Genomic DNA, 16909 nt, shown 5'->3' on the forward strand with positions numbered 1-16909 from the left:
AGACGTTGCGACGCAACCTCCCTGCGGCGTTTTTCTTTGTCTCCGGCGCGCCTACCGGATAATCAGCGGCAGAACGACCGTGTACGTTCCGCCGGTCGTCGCTTCGGACGTCGCCGGTCCGTAGATGTGTGTTGAGCCGTCGGTGGTCTCTTCGACCAGCCAGTAGGTGTAACGAACGCCTGGCGCCGCTGTTGTATCGCTCCAGACGTATGCCGCGCCGCTGCCGATGCTTCCTCTTGCGGGAATGAGGCGATCTGTGATGCGCGCAGCATCGTTGCGACTGCCGCTGGCGCTGCGTTCGATGTGGAAACCGCGCGTCTGGAATTCAGCCGCCGTTTCCCAGCGAATGACGATGCCGTTCGCGCTGCGCTCGACGCTGAAGCGCGTCAGTTGGATGGCGGTCGGCGAGATCGGCGACAGCCCAAGGTACCACGTCGGATCGATCTGCCCTGGTGTCAGGGTGAAGATTGGCGTCTGACCGGTCGCCGGATCGGCGTCGCTGTCGTTGCCCCGATCGCTTCCCCGGTGCGGCGGGCTGACGTAGTAGCCGGGCGGGACGCTGAATGCGATCCGATACTCACCCGGTTCAACGTCGGTGAACATATAGTACCCATTGGCGTCCGTGGTCCGTGTGGCAACGAGTGTGCCGTCACTGCGCAGCAATCGTACTTCGATGCCGCCGATCCCCGGTTCATCCGCCTCATGGATGCCGTCCAGGTCGCGGTCGAGCCACACCAGGCTGCCTACCGACGCCAGTTGATACAGACCAATGTCGAGATCGCGGCGCGCCTCGCCGGTGCTCAGGGTAATCAGGTTGCTGCGCCGCGTGGTGCGGTCAACGTCGGAGTCGAGCGCCGGATCACTTCCTGCTCCGCGCGGGCTGATGCTGCGTCCCGGCGTTGCGCCAATTCCCACCGTGTACGTCCCTGCGGGCAGGTTGTCGAACAGGTAGTTGCCGTTCAGGTCGGTCGTGGTGGTGATCAGCAGCGTGCCGGTCGAGTCGTAGAGCGCGACGACAATGCCGCTGACCCCCGTTTCTCCGCCTTCCTGGATGCCATTGGCGTTGGCATCGTTCCAGACACGGTCGCCGATGCTGGCGCTGCCCTGGTAGCCGAAGTCTACGTCGATGCGCGCCTGTCCGTCGCTCAACGTGACACCGGTGACCATGCCAGGCGTCCCGATTCCGTCCAGATCGTAGGTGGCATCGATGCCGCCGGGCAGGGTCGAGGCATCGATCCGCACGGTGTACGTTCCGGCATGCAGCCCATCGATCAGGTAGTTGCCGCTGGCATCGGTGGCATCGAATGGTTCGTTCGGATCACGCGCGCCATTGTTGTTCAGGTCGAGATAGACCGTCACACCGCCGATTCCTGGCTCACCGACGTCTTGCGCGCCATCGCCGTTGCGGTCGAGCCACACGCGGTCGCCGATGCTGGCGCTGCCCCGGTAGCCAAAGTCCACGTCGGTGCGGGTCGCACCCGCCGCCAGCGATGCAATCGCGGTGTGTGGCGTTGCGGTTGCGCCGTCCAGGTCGTAGGTCTGGCTGACGCCTGCCGGCAGTGTGGTCGCATCCACGCGCACGGTGTATGTTCCGCCCGCCAGACCGCCGAAGAAGTAGCGACCATCCGCATCGGTCGTTACCGTGGGTTCGCCGGCGTTGAGGGAGCCGTTGTTGTTCAGGTCGAGGTAGACCGTCACACCGCCGATTCCCGGCTCGCCGGCGTCTTGCACGCCATCGCCGTTGCGGTCGAGCCACACGCGGTCACCCAGCCCGGCGTTTGCCAATTCGCCAAAGTTGTAGGTGATGCCGTCGATTCCGGCGGGCAGAACGATGTCGCCGATCACGTCGTTGCTGACGAGCGTGCCGACCGGTGCGCCGCCAATCGTGCCGACGCTGTCCTGCCCGTCGCTGTAGATCAGCGGCTGTGTCTCGCTGATGGTGTAGGTCCCCGCCAGAAGGTTCTCGAAGCGGTAACTGCCATCCGCCATGGTCAGCGTCGTAGACACGACATTCCCCACGCCGTCGAGCAGGGTGACGGTCACGCCGCCGATACCGCTTTCACCGGTGTCGAACACGCCGTCGTTGTCGCTGTCCACGTAGACGAAGCCGCTCAGGGTGCTGACGGTCTCGCCAAAGTTCTGGTCGGTCAGACCGGTCAGTGGAACCGTGACGCTCAGCGTGTTCGGCGTCGAGCTGCCGTAGCCGGTCGGCTGCATCTGCTCGATGGTGTAGTTGCCCGCCGGCAGGTTGTCGAAGCGGTAGCTGCCGTCTGCCAGGGTGGTCGTTGTGGAGACGACATTCCCCAGGCTGTCGCGCAGCGTAATCGTCACGCCGCCGAGACGCCCGCTCTCGCCGCTGTCGAGCGTTCCATCACGATTGGTGTCGATCCAGACGACGCCGCTGACGAAGGTTCCCAGTTCGCCGAAGTCGTAGTTGGCCGCATCGACCCCTGCGCCAAGCACGATGGTGCTGACTTGATCGTTGCTCAGGTCGCCGCCTTCCGTGCCGACGCGGTCGCGTCCATCGTTGTACGCCGCCGGTTGCGTCTCGCTGACGGTGTAGGTCCCCGGACGCAGGTTGTCGAAGGTGTAGAAGCCGGTGATCGTGGTCGTGGTTGTTAGCAGGACACTGTTGCCCAGGTCGTCGGTTCCAGTCAGGGTGATGGTGACGCCGCTGATCCCCGGCTCACCCGCGTCAGGCACACCATTATCGTTGTCGTCGCGGTAGACCAACCCCGACAGGCTTGCCGGGCGCAGTTCGCCGAAGTTGTTGTTCAGGCTCGCGCCGCCTGGCGGCAGTGTGATGCCTGCGATCCGGTCGTTGATCATCGTGTCGCCGCCGAGCGTTCCTGCTGTGTCGCGTCCGTCGAGATAGCCGGACGGCTGCGTCTCGCTCACGGTGTAGGTCCCCGGACGCAGGTTGTCGAAGGCGTAGAAGCCGGTGATCGTCGTGGTGGTCGTCAGGCTCACCGGGTTGCCCAGGTCGTCGGTTCCGGTCAGCGTGATCGTCACGCCGCCGATGCCGTTCTCGCCGGTGTCGAAGACGCCGTCGTTGTCGTCGTCCTCGTACACGAACCCGGCGATGCGGGCTGCCGGAACCTCACCGAAGTCATACCCCGTCGCAGCAACGCCTGCATTCAGGGTGATATTGCCGATCACGTCGTTGCTGAGGATGCTCCCGCCTGCCGTACCGACGGTTTCGGCGCCGTCGAAGTAGCCGGACGGCTGCGTCTCGATCACCGTGTAGGTTCCCGGACGCAGGTTGTCGAAGGTGTAGAAGCCGGTGATCGTGGTCGTGGTCGTCAGGTTCACCGGGTTGCCCAGGTCGTCGGTTCCGGTCAGGGTGATGGTGACGCCACTGATCCCCGGCTCGCTCCCGTCGCGGCTGCCGTTGTTGTTGTCGTCGCGGTAGACCAACCCCGACAGGCTTGCCGGACGCAGTTCACCAAAGTTGTTGTTCAGGCTGGCAGCGCCTGGCGGCAGCGCGATGCTGGCGATCCGGTCGTTGACCGTCGTGTCGCCGCCGAGCGTTCCCGCCGTGTCAAGTCCGTCGAGATAGCCGGACGGCTGCGTCTCGCTCACGGTGTAGGTCCCCGGACGCAGGTTGTCGAAGGCGTAGAAGCCGGTGATCGTCGTGGTGGTCGTCAGGTTCACCGGGTTGCCCAGGTCGTCGGTTCCGGTCAGGGTGACGGTCACGCCGCCGATGCCGTTCTCGCCGGTGTCGAAGACGCCGTCGTTGTTGTCGTCCTCGTACACGAACCCGGCGATGCGGGCTGCCGGTATTTCGCCGAAATTGTTGTTCTCGCCGTTGGTCGAGGTGTCAACCGGCAGCACGATGTTGCTCAACACATCATTGCCGGTCGCGCCGCCCTGTGTGCCGATAGCGTCGGTTCCGTCCAGATAGCCGGACGGCTGCGTTTCCAGCAGGGTGTACACACCCGGATAGAGATTGTCGAAGCGGTAGAAGCCGGTGATCGTCGTGGTGGTCGTCAGCAGGACGCTGTTGCCCAGGTGGTCGGTTCCCGACAGCGTGATGGTCACGCCGCCGATGCCGCTTTCACCCGTGTCGAACACGCCGTCGTTGTCGCTGTCCACGTAGACGAAGCCGCTCAGACTGTTGCTACGAATGGTGAGCGTGTCAGAGGACTCAACCGGCGTCTGCACCCGCTCGGTTGGATCATCACCCGGCAGGCTGGTCGATTGCGCCATGCGCGCCGTGTTGGTGATCGTCGTCCCCGGCGTCACCGTGCCGGTCAGGTTGACGCGGAAGGTGAAGGTCATCGTCGCACCGACCGGGATCGGTCCACCCTCGTAGCGCACCTGATTGCCGGTGCGCGAGGGGGTGAAGGTCGCCGGGTAGTCGCTCCCCGCCGTGCCGAAAGATGTGGTGTCGGCGTCGAACTCAGGCGGCAGCGTATCGGTGATAACCACGTCGAAGGCATCGGACGCGCCGATGTTCGTCACCGTCAGTGTGATCGTGATCGGATCGCCCGCATTCGCCACCATCTGAACAATATCTTTAGTGATCGTCAACTGCGGCTCAACGACGCGCACTGTTTCAGTGTCGGTGAACGCGCGTGTGATGTTCGAACCGTCGGTGTAACGCATGGTTGCGGTATTCGTCAGGATGGTCTGTCCCGGCGGGATCAACCCGACCATCCCCGGCTCATTGAGCGCCCGCACCCGCGCCACAACCAGGAAGCGGTTGTTTGCCGCGTCGTTGTCACCGGTCACCACGACGTCGCCGGTGAACGTAAAGGTGACGTCATCGCCGCTGCCCGCGCCGCCGGTGACGGTGATCGACGGCACGGTTCCGGCGAAGTCCTGCGTCAACAGACCGCCGCTCTGCGCTGCGTCGGTGATGACCGTGACCCCTTCGTAGTCGAGTCCTGCCGGCAGGTCATCGGTCAGCGTCAGGTCGCGGATCGTGCCTTCCGGTAGATCGACGATCAGGGTATAACTGATGACTTCGCCGATGGTGACGTCTGTGCCGCTCGTGTGGGTGGCGCTGGTGCTCAGGATCGCCTTGCTGAAGGCGCCCTGCCCGACGGAGTGTGTGGCGCTGCTGCTGCTGCTGCGGCTGCGCTCGCGGTCGGTTCCATCGCTGACGCCGGTGGCATCCGGGCTGAGGTCCTGGTTTGGACCGGGCAGGCTGGTGGAGGTCAGCACGGCGGTGTTGGTGATGACCTCGCCGGGCTGGACGCTCTGCCGCAGCACGCCGGTGATCGTCAGGGTGACAGTCTCGCCGCGCGGAAGCGTGAACGGCGTAGTCGTTGTCAACGTGTTGCCCGCCACGCTAAAGTTGCCGGTGATGTCGCCATCAACCGAGTGCGTGGCGTTCACATTGGCGATTGTGATCGGCGCAGTGAGTGATGAGCCAACCGTCGCCGGCAGCGCATCGCTGATCGCCACATCGAAGGCGTCTGCCAGACTGCGCGCCGTGTGGCTCAGGGTGATGGTGTATGTCACGGCATCGCCAGCGTCGCCGCTTGCTGGAGTGACCGATTTGGCAATCGCCAGTTCCGGCTCGACGACCGTGACCGTTGCGCCGTTCGGGTCAATCAGCAGATCGGTCGGCGGCTGCGGCGTCGATGGCACATCGAACTGCCCACTATTCGTCAGGGTCTTCTGGCTGCCGCTGAAGCCGGTGTTGCCCGCTACATCGAGCACGACAACCTGGTAGCGAATGAAGAAGGTATTGTTGCGCGCGTCGTTGTCCCCCGGCAGCGTGATCTGGTCGAACTCGAAGCGGATGCCGGTTCCGTTCAGGAATTGCCCGCTGCCGATTGGCGTCACCGAAGGATCGGTCGTGTCACTGAAGACGCCGTTGAACGCCAGGCTGCCTGCATCGGTCGGGTGACCGCCGGCGAGCGGCGGGTCACCGGTGGCGAGCGTGCCGGTGATCAGCGTCGCGCTTCCCGGCAGGTATGCCATGCCGCTCGGCACCGTGTCGGTGATCACCAGCCCGCTTGTTACCCCCTCCGGCAGACTGACTGCCAGGCGATAGGTCACGATTTCGCCGATGGTCACGTCTGTGCCAGGCGTCGAGGGGGCAATCCCTTCGACCACCGATTTCGACACGACAACCGGCGCAATTGCGGTCGTCGTTACTGATGAAATGAGACCATAATTGTTGAGTTGCGTGCTGTCCAGGTTGCAGTCGCCGGGCAGGCTGCTGCACTCCGGCGGGTTGGGCACATCGGCGCCGGTGCGCTCGTCCGGGTTGGTTCCGGGTGTGCTGCTCCAGAACATCGACGCGCGGTTGGTGATGATCTGATCGGTCGTCACTGTGCTCGTCAGGTCGCCGGTGAATGTGATGGTCACCGTAGCGCCGAGCGGCAGGGTAATCGGCGCAGTCGTGCGCAGGATGCGATCCGGTCCGACGGTAGCGATCTCGAAGTCGGCGGCGCTTACGTCGGGAGCGCCCGTAACATTGACTGCAACAATCGTCGGGTTGATCAGTTCGGGCGCAATTGTGTCGCTGATCACCACGTCGTAAGCGTCCATTTCGCTGCGTAGCGCGATATTCTCGATGCGCAGCGTATAGGTGATCGGGTCGCCAGCGTCGGCTGCTGCGCCGCTGACCGACTTCAGGATCGATGGTGTCGGCTCGATGATCGTCACGCGCGGTTCGGTCGGATCGCGCAGTTCGTTGTCACCGCCGCTGTAGCCGTTCGTGTAGCGCAGCGCGCCGCCGTTGTCGCGGCTGGCGCCGCTCTGGTTCGCCGCCGTATTGGTGGCAATCAGGCGAACGCGGATGATGAAGGAGTTGTTGTTCGGGTTGTTGTCATCGGCAATGGTGACGTTGCCGAAGGAGAAGAGCGCGTCCACGCCGTCCTGTCCGAGCGTCCCCGTGCCGGAGACGGACAGCGTCGGCGACGCAACCGCCGCCGGATCACTGAAGTTTTCGGCGAGCGATCCGCCGGCCGTCGTTACAATCTGGTAGCCGAGACCGCCGTTGAACGAGGTGTCGAAACGCATCCCATCGGGCACGGCATCGACGACGCGCAGGTTGTTCGTCGTCCCTTCGGGCAGAGTCACGCGCAGGTCGTAGAGCACCGCTTCGCCGACAGCGACGCTGGCGCCGGAAGTGCCCGGCACGCTGCTGTCATCATCGGAGATGCTGCCACCCTGGAATTGCTTGTCGAACATCGGCGCCGCCAGGTGGTTCAGCGCAATAGCGCCGACGCTGTAGTTATTGCGGATTCCGTTGTTCGACGGCGGCGTGTTGTTGGTCGGGTTGAGCACACCCTGCCCGGTGCGCTCGCCATTCTGCGTACCTGCCGTGCCCGCATCAACGTTGGAGCCGGTCGGGTTGCTGAGCGTGCCGCGCGCGCCCGGCAGGCTGGTGTACTGCACCCGCGCTGTGTTCGTGATCTGTGCGCTGGCGACCGTTCCGGTAACCACGCGCACTGTCGCCGTGATGACGACATCGTTTCTGCCGGCGGTGATGTCCTGGACCGAGTCGAGGCGATCCAGCGTGTAACTGATCACGCCGCCGACGCCGAGGGTCGAGCCGTTGGTCGCCGTGGTTCCGGTCGGCGCGTCGATCTGCACGCCCAAGAGTTCCAGCGTTGGTGGAAGCTGATCAAAGACCGTCACATCAAAAGCGGCGACTTGATCCACAATCTCGAAATTAGTGGACGTGGTGATAGGCGTTTCTGAAGGCGCCGTTTGCACCGCGAAGGTGCGCCCGGCGTTGATCGTGCCGCCGGTGACATACACCTGCGCGCCGATCACCGCTTCGAGGTGCGAATCGAACTCCGGCACGCGCTCGAGGGTCAGGGTTGGGGAGGTAAACCCGGTGACCTGGTACACACCATTTGCGGCGGTGCTCTGGTTCTTCACCAGGATGCGCGTACCAACCGGGAAGTTGGTTGCGTTGACCGGAATACCGTCGATGGTCGTTGCGGTTGTTGTCAGTGTTCCTCGTCCAAGGAGTCCGCCACTAGAATTGAAATTCGCTCCTCCCAATGAACCGGTTGTCGCCACTGCCACGGTCATTGCCGGCGCCACTTCGCGCCAGTTGAGCGCACCGGCGTTGATGGTTGGAACCGGCTCGTCCAGGTAGTAGGTTCTACCTGCCAGGGTGGCGCCTTCTTGCACGAACACACGGTAGCCGAGCGCCAGTTCCGCTGTGTCGTCCATGTCGGTTGCGCGGTCCCAGACGCGCGCGCCGGTGAATGGATCGATGAAGACCAGCGTATAGATGCCGTTTTCCGCAGCGTTCGTCTGGCTGCGCACCAGGATGCGGTCGCCGACATTCAGTGTCACGCCATCGACCGTGGCGGGCGCATTGGCGAACTGACCGGTTCCGCCGAACCCGCCGGTGGCGTTGAAACCGGCGATGTTCCCGGTAGTGGCGACGCGCACCGGAACCGCCGGGCTGGTGGGCCAGGCGACGCCGTTGGCGAAGCGCAGCGTGTAGGTGAAGACATCCCCGGCATCAACCGGCGGCGCGCTGGCGAGCGTCTTGCTCAGGTTGTTGATCTGCGGCTCGACGACGGTGATGCGGTTGATCCCGTTCTGCGCAGACGTTGATCCAACCTGCGACCCATTGCGGAAGTACTGGAAGTCGTTGTTCAACCCCACGCCGCTCTGGTTGCCGACGTTGAACACGTTCAACACCTGAGCGTTGAACTCGATGACGATGAATTCCAGATCGTCGTCGTTGTCGTTGTTGACGATATTTCCGAGGCGGAAGAAGACATCGCTGCCATTGTTATATGTGTCGGTATCTGTTAAGACATCGTTGCTCGATGAGACATTGCCGTCGAACGCAGTCCCCTCGCCGATTGCCAGCCCATTGCCGCTGCCGACCGCCAGGCTCAATCCGACAACACTATCCTGGTTGCCGGTAATATTCAGCCCTGTGCCGCTGAGTGCGGGAACCTGCGCGCCGGCGCTCGTCGATGTTATGCCGTTGGTGCTGACGAATGCCACCCGCGCGGTATTGTCGTTGATGAAGCGCATGCCGGTGGGAATGCGATCCAGCAGTTGCAGGTTTGGCGACGTGCCTTCAGGGATCGTCGTCACCAGCCGGTAGCGCACAATCTCACCCGGCGCTGCGATATTGCCGAACGCGATCACTGCGTCGATATCGATGTCGAACTGCGCTGTGCCATCGTCGCCGCGAATTTCGAGGCGAACAATGTTGCGCAGATCGAGACCCGGCGTTGTGCCTGCTGCGATCGTCGTGCTGTTTGGCCCGAGCAGGTTTTGCGGCACAAGCGTAAACGTCGAGGTGGTGAAGTTGCTCGCAGGGAAGCGCCAGCGCCAGTTGGTGCCGTCGGCGTCCTGAAGGTGGATATCGATGTTATTGGCGCCATTCCCGGCGACCAGGCGCGCGGAGAGCGCCAGCGCAGTGTGGTTGGAGAGATCGACCGGCGTGGCGAAGGTGATGAAACCGCCGCCGCGCTCTGTCGAGTTTCCGGCAATGCGCACGAAAGTCGAGAAGACTGTGACATTGCCCGGCGCGTCGTCCCAGGTGTTGTTGCCGCCGGTGAACACTGACCCCGGCAGGAAGCCATCGAACCCGGCGTTATTGAAATCTGCCAGGACGAGCGGATCGGCGGTATGCGCTTCCGACGTGGCGACGATCCGCTTTGCCAGCGCCGGCGCAACAATCGTGACCATCGCCGTGTCGCTGCCAGCGTAGTCGTTAATGCCGCCGGAACCGTTGCGCTCGCCGGTGGCGCTGCCGCTCGTTCCCGCCGTCGAGCCGAAGAACCCGCCCGTGCCGGTGTTCCCCGGCAGGCTGGTGTAGGTCAGGCTCGCGGTGTTCGTGATCGCCTGACCAGGGACGACGGAGACATTCAGGGTTGCCTGGTAGGTGATGGTCACATTACATCCCGGCGGCACACGCCCGATCGTCACGTCCACTGTGTTGCCTGCGCTGGCGTTGGTGACGCCGGTAGCGCAGCCGCCTGCGGACGACACCGAGATGCTGGCAGGAATGAGGGTTACATCGGCGGGCAGCGTATCGAGAATGCGCGCGTCAAAGGCATCGCTCACCATCGCGCCCGTCGCGTTCGCAAAGGTGACGGTGTAGGTGATGAGGTCAAAGGCGTCGCCGCTCGTCGGGGTGGCGGTCTTGTTGTTCGTCGCGGCATTGAACGCAATATTCGGCTCGACGACGGTGACAGACGTCGGCGCCGAGGGATCGGTCTCGAATGCGCCGAAGCCAGGCGGGTTCATGCGCGCAACCACAGTATTGTTGCGCACATCGCCAGCGTCGTTCGGGTCAGTCGTGTCGTTATCGACAATCGCGTTGAACTCGACGACAATAAACTCTTCATCGGCGTCATTGTCGTTGTTCGACAGATTGCCAAAGCGGAAGAAGACATCGGTTCCACTGCCATAGACATCCTGGTTCGTCGTTTCGTTGCTGGAGATATTGCTGTCCCCAAACGTGCAGTTAATGCTCGACGAGGGGAGAATTGTTGGATTCAACACATCGGCAAGCGTGGCGACGCCGGTCGGGTTGATTGCCGGGCAGGAAACCGGAGCAACGTCATAGACGCCTGCCGTGGTGATGTTGCTGTTGGCAATGAACGCGAAGCGCGCCGACCCGTCATTGAGGAAGGTCAACCCCGGCGGCAACCGGTCGACCAGTGAGAAGGCATAGACCGAGGCTTCCGGTCCGCCAATTGCAATGCGGAAGCGCACAATTTCGCCAATCGTCACGTTGCTGTCGGAGGTGTGCGCTTCGGATGTGGCCACCAGCGCCTTGCCCGGCGTTACCGTCGGGATGACGAACGTGGCCGAACCGGTGGCGGCGTAGTCGTTCAGCGCGCCGCCGGGTCCATCGGCGCCGGTGCGCTCCGTTGAGTCGGCAGCGTGCGTCGAGCGTTGCCCCGGATTGCCGTCGAGCGACGTCCAGCGCAGAAAGGCAGTGTTTGTGATCGTCGCGCCGGGCATGGCGGCGTTGGAGAGCGTGCCGCGCACAACGATGCTGATTGTGCGTCCCTGGGCAACATCAATCGGCGTCGGGTTGCTGAGGGTCCAGGATGTCGCATCACTGCCGGTCAGCGTGAAATCGGCGGTCGTCAGCAGACTGGCGCTGTCGGTGACGCTCAGCACTGCTGGCGTGAGAATGAGCGAGCCGCTGCCAAACGGATCGATGGGCAGGGTATCGGTGATCACCGCATCGTAGGCGTCGGTCTGGCTGCCTGCTGTGTGACTGATGGTGATGGTGTAGTCGATGGTATCGCCGGCATCATATGGACCAGGCGGCAAAGTCTTGCCCACCGCCAGGGTCGGCTCGATGATCGTGACATTTTCGGTTTCGACCGGCAACAGCGCATATGAACCCTGTCCAGGGACATCCCACGAAAAATCGGCGCGGTTGTTGCGCTGCGCGCCGCTCTGGTTGGCGACGGTATTCAGCACAACGGCGCGGTAGGTGATGGCGATTGTTTCGTCAGCGGCATTATTCCGGTCGCTGTTGGTGATCGCGCCGAAATTGAACACAAGTGTCTGCCCGCCTGCGCCAATCGTGGTGTTTGCCGGAGTTGCGCCAACTGTCGGCAGCCCGCCGCCGACAAAACTGAGGGACGGTGACGCCGTGACTCCCGTCACATCGACAAACGCCAGCCCGACGTCGAGCGTATCGGTCAGCGCGGCGTTTGACATAACCCCTTCGGGCACGGTCAGTATCAGGGTATAGGTGACGAGTTCGCCAATGACCGCCTGTTGGCGCGCATTCGTGGCATTCTCGATCTCCGTGGCGGTCAGTGTTTTCGCAATCTCTGGACGGCGAATAGTGACCAGCGCCGTATCGAACGGATCGGGCAGATCGTCGATGCCGCCGTCGCTCGTGGCGACGTTCGTCAGTGTGGCAGTGTTGATGATCTGCTGATTCGGCTCGACGTTATCGCCCAGGGTCACGTCATAGGTGATGATGATGGTGTTCGAGCCGTTCGTCACGCCGACGATGTTGCTGCTCGGACCCGACGCGCCACGGCTGAGACCGCCGCGCCGGTCGTCGCGGGTTGGCGCCGTTGTGTTGCCCGCCGTGTAATTGTCTGCCAGCACAACGCTGAAGGCGCCGGTCAAGGGGTTGTATGTCGCATAGTAATCGCTGATGCCAGCATCGCTCCAGGTAACCGGCGTCGTGTTGAGAGTAATTGGTCCGGTTGCGCTGAAGGCGCGATTGGCGTTGCTGCTCAACCCGCCGAGCACGGCGACGCGGTAGCCGCCGGTCAGTTCAGTGTTATCGTCAAAATCGTCGGCGCGGGTCAGAGTCGCCTGGTTGACGCCGGGGAAGACCGCAGTGACGACGTAGACGCCGTTCTGGGTTGCGCTGGTCTGATCCTTCACCAGCACCCGGTCGCCGACGTTCAACGTCACGCCGTCGATAGTGCGTGGCGCATTCGTGAACTGACCATTATTCGGCGTTGTGGTAAATGTCGCCCCGGTCAACGGTGCGGTGGTGGCAACCCGCACCGTGCCACTGACGACATCGCCGGTGAGCAGCGTGCCGTCGCCGCGGCGGACGGCGAAATTGGCGGCTGCCAGCGTTGCAGGTCGCGCATAAGCGGAAGGGATGGCGTCGGTCACCGTGACATCGTAGGCATCACCACGCGCTTCGTTCTGGAGCACAATCGCATAGCGCACTCGATCCCCGGCGTCGGTCAGCACCAGGGAGTCGGAAGCGCCGATTGCCAGCGCCTGAGTGTTGGTGTAGACCGGCGCGCCGGTGAAGGTCGTCGGTCCATCAGGCGGGTTGAACGTCACGCCGCCAAGGGTCAGACCACTCGCGTTATAGCCAACGATTCCCTTATTGATTGTCACATTCGGGCGAATGACCTCGAACATGACAATCTCATCGAAATCCTTCGATCCCGCATTGGTGGACGACTCACTCACCCGCAGTTGGTTGGTCAGGAACAGGTCGTTGGCGAACGCCGCATCGGCGACGCGCAGGGTCACCAGCACGTCAATGAGCGAGGAGCGCCGTCCGCCGTCCACATCGTCGTGCCAGCCGAAGTTGAGGGTGAAACTATTGCCGGCTGCGTCGGTGGTGATGAACGGCGCCCAGGTGATCGGATCGGTGTTGAAGGTGTTGAAGTTCTGATTCGACTGACGGAAGTGCTGATTGGCGTTGGTAGCGCCGGCTGTCACGCCGACGAGCGGACCGTTCGTAAGTTCGCGCGGGGTATCGAAATCGGCGGCGCGGTTCCAGGCGCCGGTTGTGGCATCCACGACCACATAGACGCCATTCTGCCGCGCATCGGTCTGATCCTTCACCAGCACGCGGTCGCCGTTCGCCAGCGCGACGCCGTCGATGGTCGTGGGTGCGCCACTGAATGAGCCAATGCCGGCGGGATTGTAGCCGGTGATATTCGCGGTCGTCGCCACGCGCACCGTCGTTGGCGGATTGATCGTCGTCAGGTAAGTGTCAGACGGTCCGCGCGTCACCATATTTGCGCCGGGAATCGTGCCAGGCGCCGCCGCCGCGTCGAAGAACATGCGATCCGGCACAGGGAAGACGGGCAGCGGTGGGAAATCGATCAACCGGATATTCTCGAAACTGCTGATCGGCAGGCGATAGGTGAGCCGATACGTCACCAGGTCGCCTGGCTGCACCGTCACCGGGTCGCCGAGGTTGGTCGTCTGTCCGTTGAGCGCATAGAGCGTCTTGCTGCGGTCGCCAATCGGCAACTCGACGCTGGCGGCGGTATCGTCGGTCGCCTGCCCGATCACCGTCGGCGTTGGATTGTTGATCGTCGTCGTGTTGATCTGCTCACCGCGGATCTGCGGAACCGTATTGCGCAGAATGTCGAGTTGATCGACCGAGCGGTCGCCGGAGGGGAAATCGTCGCTGAACTCATCCTTGACCTCAGCGTAGAACGTGATCCGTCCTTGCGTTGGACCGAAGAGCGGCGGGTTGTTGTTCTGCGGCGCGCCGCCAGCGTTGGGAATATCGCCGCCGACGAGCCGCCCGCTGAAGCCGCGCGCAATCAGTTCTTGTGAAATGTTGAAGCGCACATAGGTTGTGCCGCTGCTCGACGGCGCCGGCGTGTTGATGACAAACACCGAACCGGATGGCGGGCTAGTCGGGTCGGAGAGCGGCGTGCTGCGAGTGGTGAACCGCTGCTCGTACACAATCGTGTTCGCACCGCCGAAGGGCGCCGTTGCGACATTCATGCGCGTCGGCGACGCACCGGTAACGTAGGCATTCTCAACCTGGAGCGTTGGCACAGTCGAAGGTCCGCCCGATGTTCGCACAAAAAGGCGCTGCCCGTCGGAAATGATGTCTTCGAGATAGACGTTTTGAACCGCAAAATAGTCGGAGACCTGGAAATCGATGTCATAGCGCAGCAGCGTCTGACCAGGGATGATCACACCACCGGTTGGCGCAAGGGTCGCGCGATCAACCGGCGTGACCGATTTCTGGGTCGCCAGTGAATGCTGCTGGAGGGTATGCGCATCGGGCGGCAGCGTAATGGTAATCGACGTCGGCGCATCCCGCGTATCGATTGGGGTCCATGTTGCCGATGAACTGCCGGTGTTGTTGGCGAGCGTCGAGTCGGTTCCCTGCGGCACAGTTGGTGTGGCGGCGCTGGTGTCGCGCGGGATGTAGAACTCGAACTCGAACGACGCATCAACGCCGCGCACACCGGTCTTGTCGCCGAACGTATAGACCAGCGTTCCCCCCGGCGCCGCAGGCGTGGCAGTGCCGGAGAGATTCGCCGGATTGAAGACCTCGGTTGGAACGCCGGGCGTATTGTAGAGCCGCGCGCTCATCTGCGCGGCGGTGTTGCCGGTGATGCGCATGCTGTTTGACAGAGTATCGGTGATTTGCAGATTCGTCACCGGCTGCCCTTCGGCAATATCGACATCCAGGCGATAGCGCCGCGGATAGTTGCGTCCGGTCGCGGTTTCGTCTTCCGGTCCGAGATAGGTTTTGGTCAGGCGCCAGAGAATCGGCGTAACATCGGCGTCCGACGGGGTCGTCTGGCGGATCGGCGGGTCGGCGCCGGGGTTGTCGAGCGGGTCGGCGCCGTAGCGGAAGCCGGCGATTGCCGTGACCGGCAGCGGCGTGCCGAGGTCTGCCAGGTTGCTGATGCGCAGCGTCACATCAATCGGCGCGGGTGGCTGTGTGTTGGTGAAACTGCCGAACGGCAACGTCAGAACGGCAATCGTGTCGCCGTTCTGGAAGCGCGTGCCATAGCCCGGCACACTCAGCGTCTGCCCGGTCAGCGGATGGACGTAGGTTGGTCCGCTAATCGTGATCAACTCTAATCCCGGCAGCGGCTGATTGAGGTAGGTCGCGCGGATGTCAGTCGTCACTAGCCCGTCGAACGACGGGGCGCCGTCGGGACCGGTGGTGTCGAGAAACAGGTCGATATACGGACCATACCCGGTCTGATCGCCGGTTCCGGTGCTGGCATTATCGAAGGTGACGGTCAGGGTCACCGGTTCGCCGATCAGACCGCTCGCGCTGTTGACCGTTGCGACCGGCAGCGGGTTGCCGGCGGCGAGGGCAATCGTTCCAAGGAAAAAACTACCAATCGTCAGAGCGCCCACGAGCAAGGTGAGAAGCGGTGCGAACCGCAGAGTTGGACGACGGCGCATGGTCCGATCCCTTTCCTGGTTTTGTGACGTTGATTTGTGTAGAACGTAACAGGCTGTTACCTGATAATGTGTTACTTTCATCCGAAAGTATATGCAGCAGGCATAACCAGAACGTAACAAAATGGGATCGGGATGATCGCAGAATCGCCAATATGGGAGTGAGGGCGCCGCGTATGTGCAGGACGCGAGCGTTGTGCGCGGCGGGCTAAAGCCCTGGCTCAGGACGTGGAAGCCCCTGGGGGGCTGGTTTTTCCTGTGCGCGCGGCGGGCTGAAGCCGTGGCTCAGGACGCGAGCGTTGTGCGCGGCGGGCTGAAGCCCTGGCTCAGGACGTGGAAGCCCCTGGGGGGCTGGTTTTTCCTGTGCGCGCGGCGGGCTGAAGCCGTGGCTCAGGACGCGAGCGTTGTGCGCGGCGGGCTGAAGCCGTGGCTCAGGACGCGAGCGTTGTGCGCGGCGGGCTGAAGCCCTGGCTCAGGACGCGAGCGTTGTGCGCGGCGGGCGAAAGCCGTGGCGCAGGACGCGAGCGTTGTGCGCGGCGGGCTGAAGCCCTGGCTCAGGACGTGGAAGCCCCTGGGGGGCTGGTTTTTCCTGTGCGCGCGGCGGGCGAAAGCCGTGGCTCAGGACGCGAGCGTTGTGCGCGGCGGGCTGAAGCCCTGGCTCAGGACGTGGAAGCCCCTGGGGGGCTGGTTTTTCTTGTGCGCACGGCAGGCGAAAGCCGTGGCTCAGGACGTGAGCGTTGTGCGCGGCGGGCTGAAGCCGTGGCTCAGGACGTGGAAGCCCCTGGGGGGCTGGTTTTTCCTGTGCGCGCGGCGGGCTGAAGCCGTGGCTCAGGACGCGAGCGTTGTGCGCGGCGGGCGAAAGCCGTGGCTCAGGACGCGAGCGTTGTGCGCGGCGGGCTGAAGCCCTGGCTCAGGACGTGGAAGCCCCTGGGGGGCTGGTTTTTCCTGTGCGCGCGGCGGGCGAAAGCCGTGGCTCAGGACGCGAGCGTTGTGCGCGGCGGGCTGAAGCCCTGGCTCAGGACGTGGAAGCCCCTGGGGGGCTGGTTTTTCCTGTGCGCGCGGCGGGCGAAAGCCGTGGCTCAGGACGTGGAAGCCCCTGGGGGGCTGGTTTTTCCTGTGCGCGCGGCGGGCGAAAGCCGTGGCTCAGGACGCGAGCGTTGTGCGCGGCGGGCGAAAGCCGTGGCTCAGGACGTGGAAGCCCCTGGGGGGCTGGTTTTTCCTGTGCGCGCGGCGGGCGAAAGCCGTGGCTCAGGACGTGAGCGTTGTGCGCGGCGGGCTGAAGCCCTGGCTCAGGACGTGGAAGCCCCTGGGGGGCTGGTTTTTCCTGTGC

1 protein-coding gene is annotated in these 16909 nt (G+C 63.4%); it reads right to left on the bottom strand.

The annotated features are described in order from the left end of the window. Positions 1-51 precede the first annotated feature (51 nt). Positions 52-15582, bottom strand: a complete 15531-nt coding sequence (locus RCAS_RS11300; RefSeq protein ID WP_041330631.1) for an SdrD B-like domain-containing protein — start codon at positions 15580-15582, stop codon at positions 52-54. Between the last annotated feature and the right edge of the window lie 1327 nt (positions 15583-16909).

It is taken from the genome of Roseiflexus castenholzii DSM 13941, assembly GCF_000017805.1.
Lineage (GTDB): Bacteria > Chloroflexota > Chloroflexia > Chloroflexales > Roseiflexaceae > Roseiflexus > Roseiflexus castenholzii.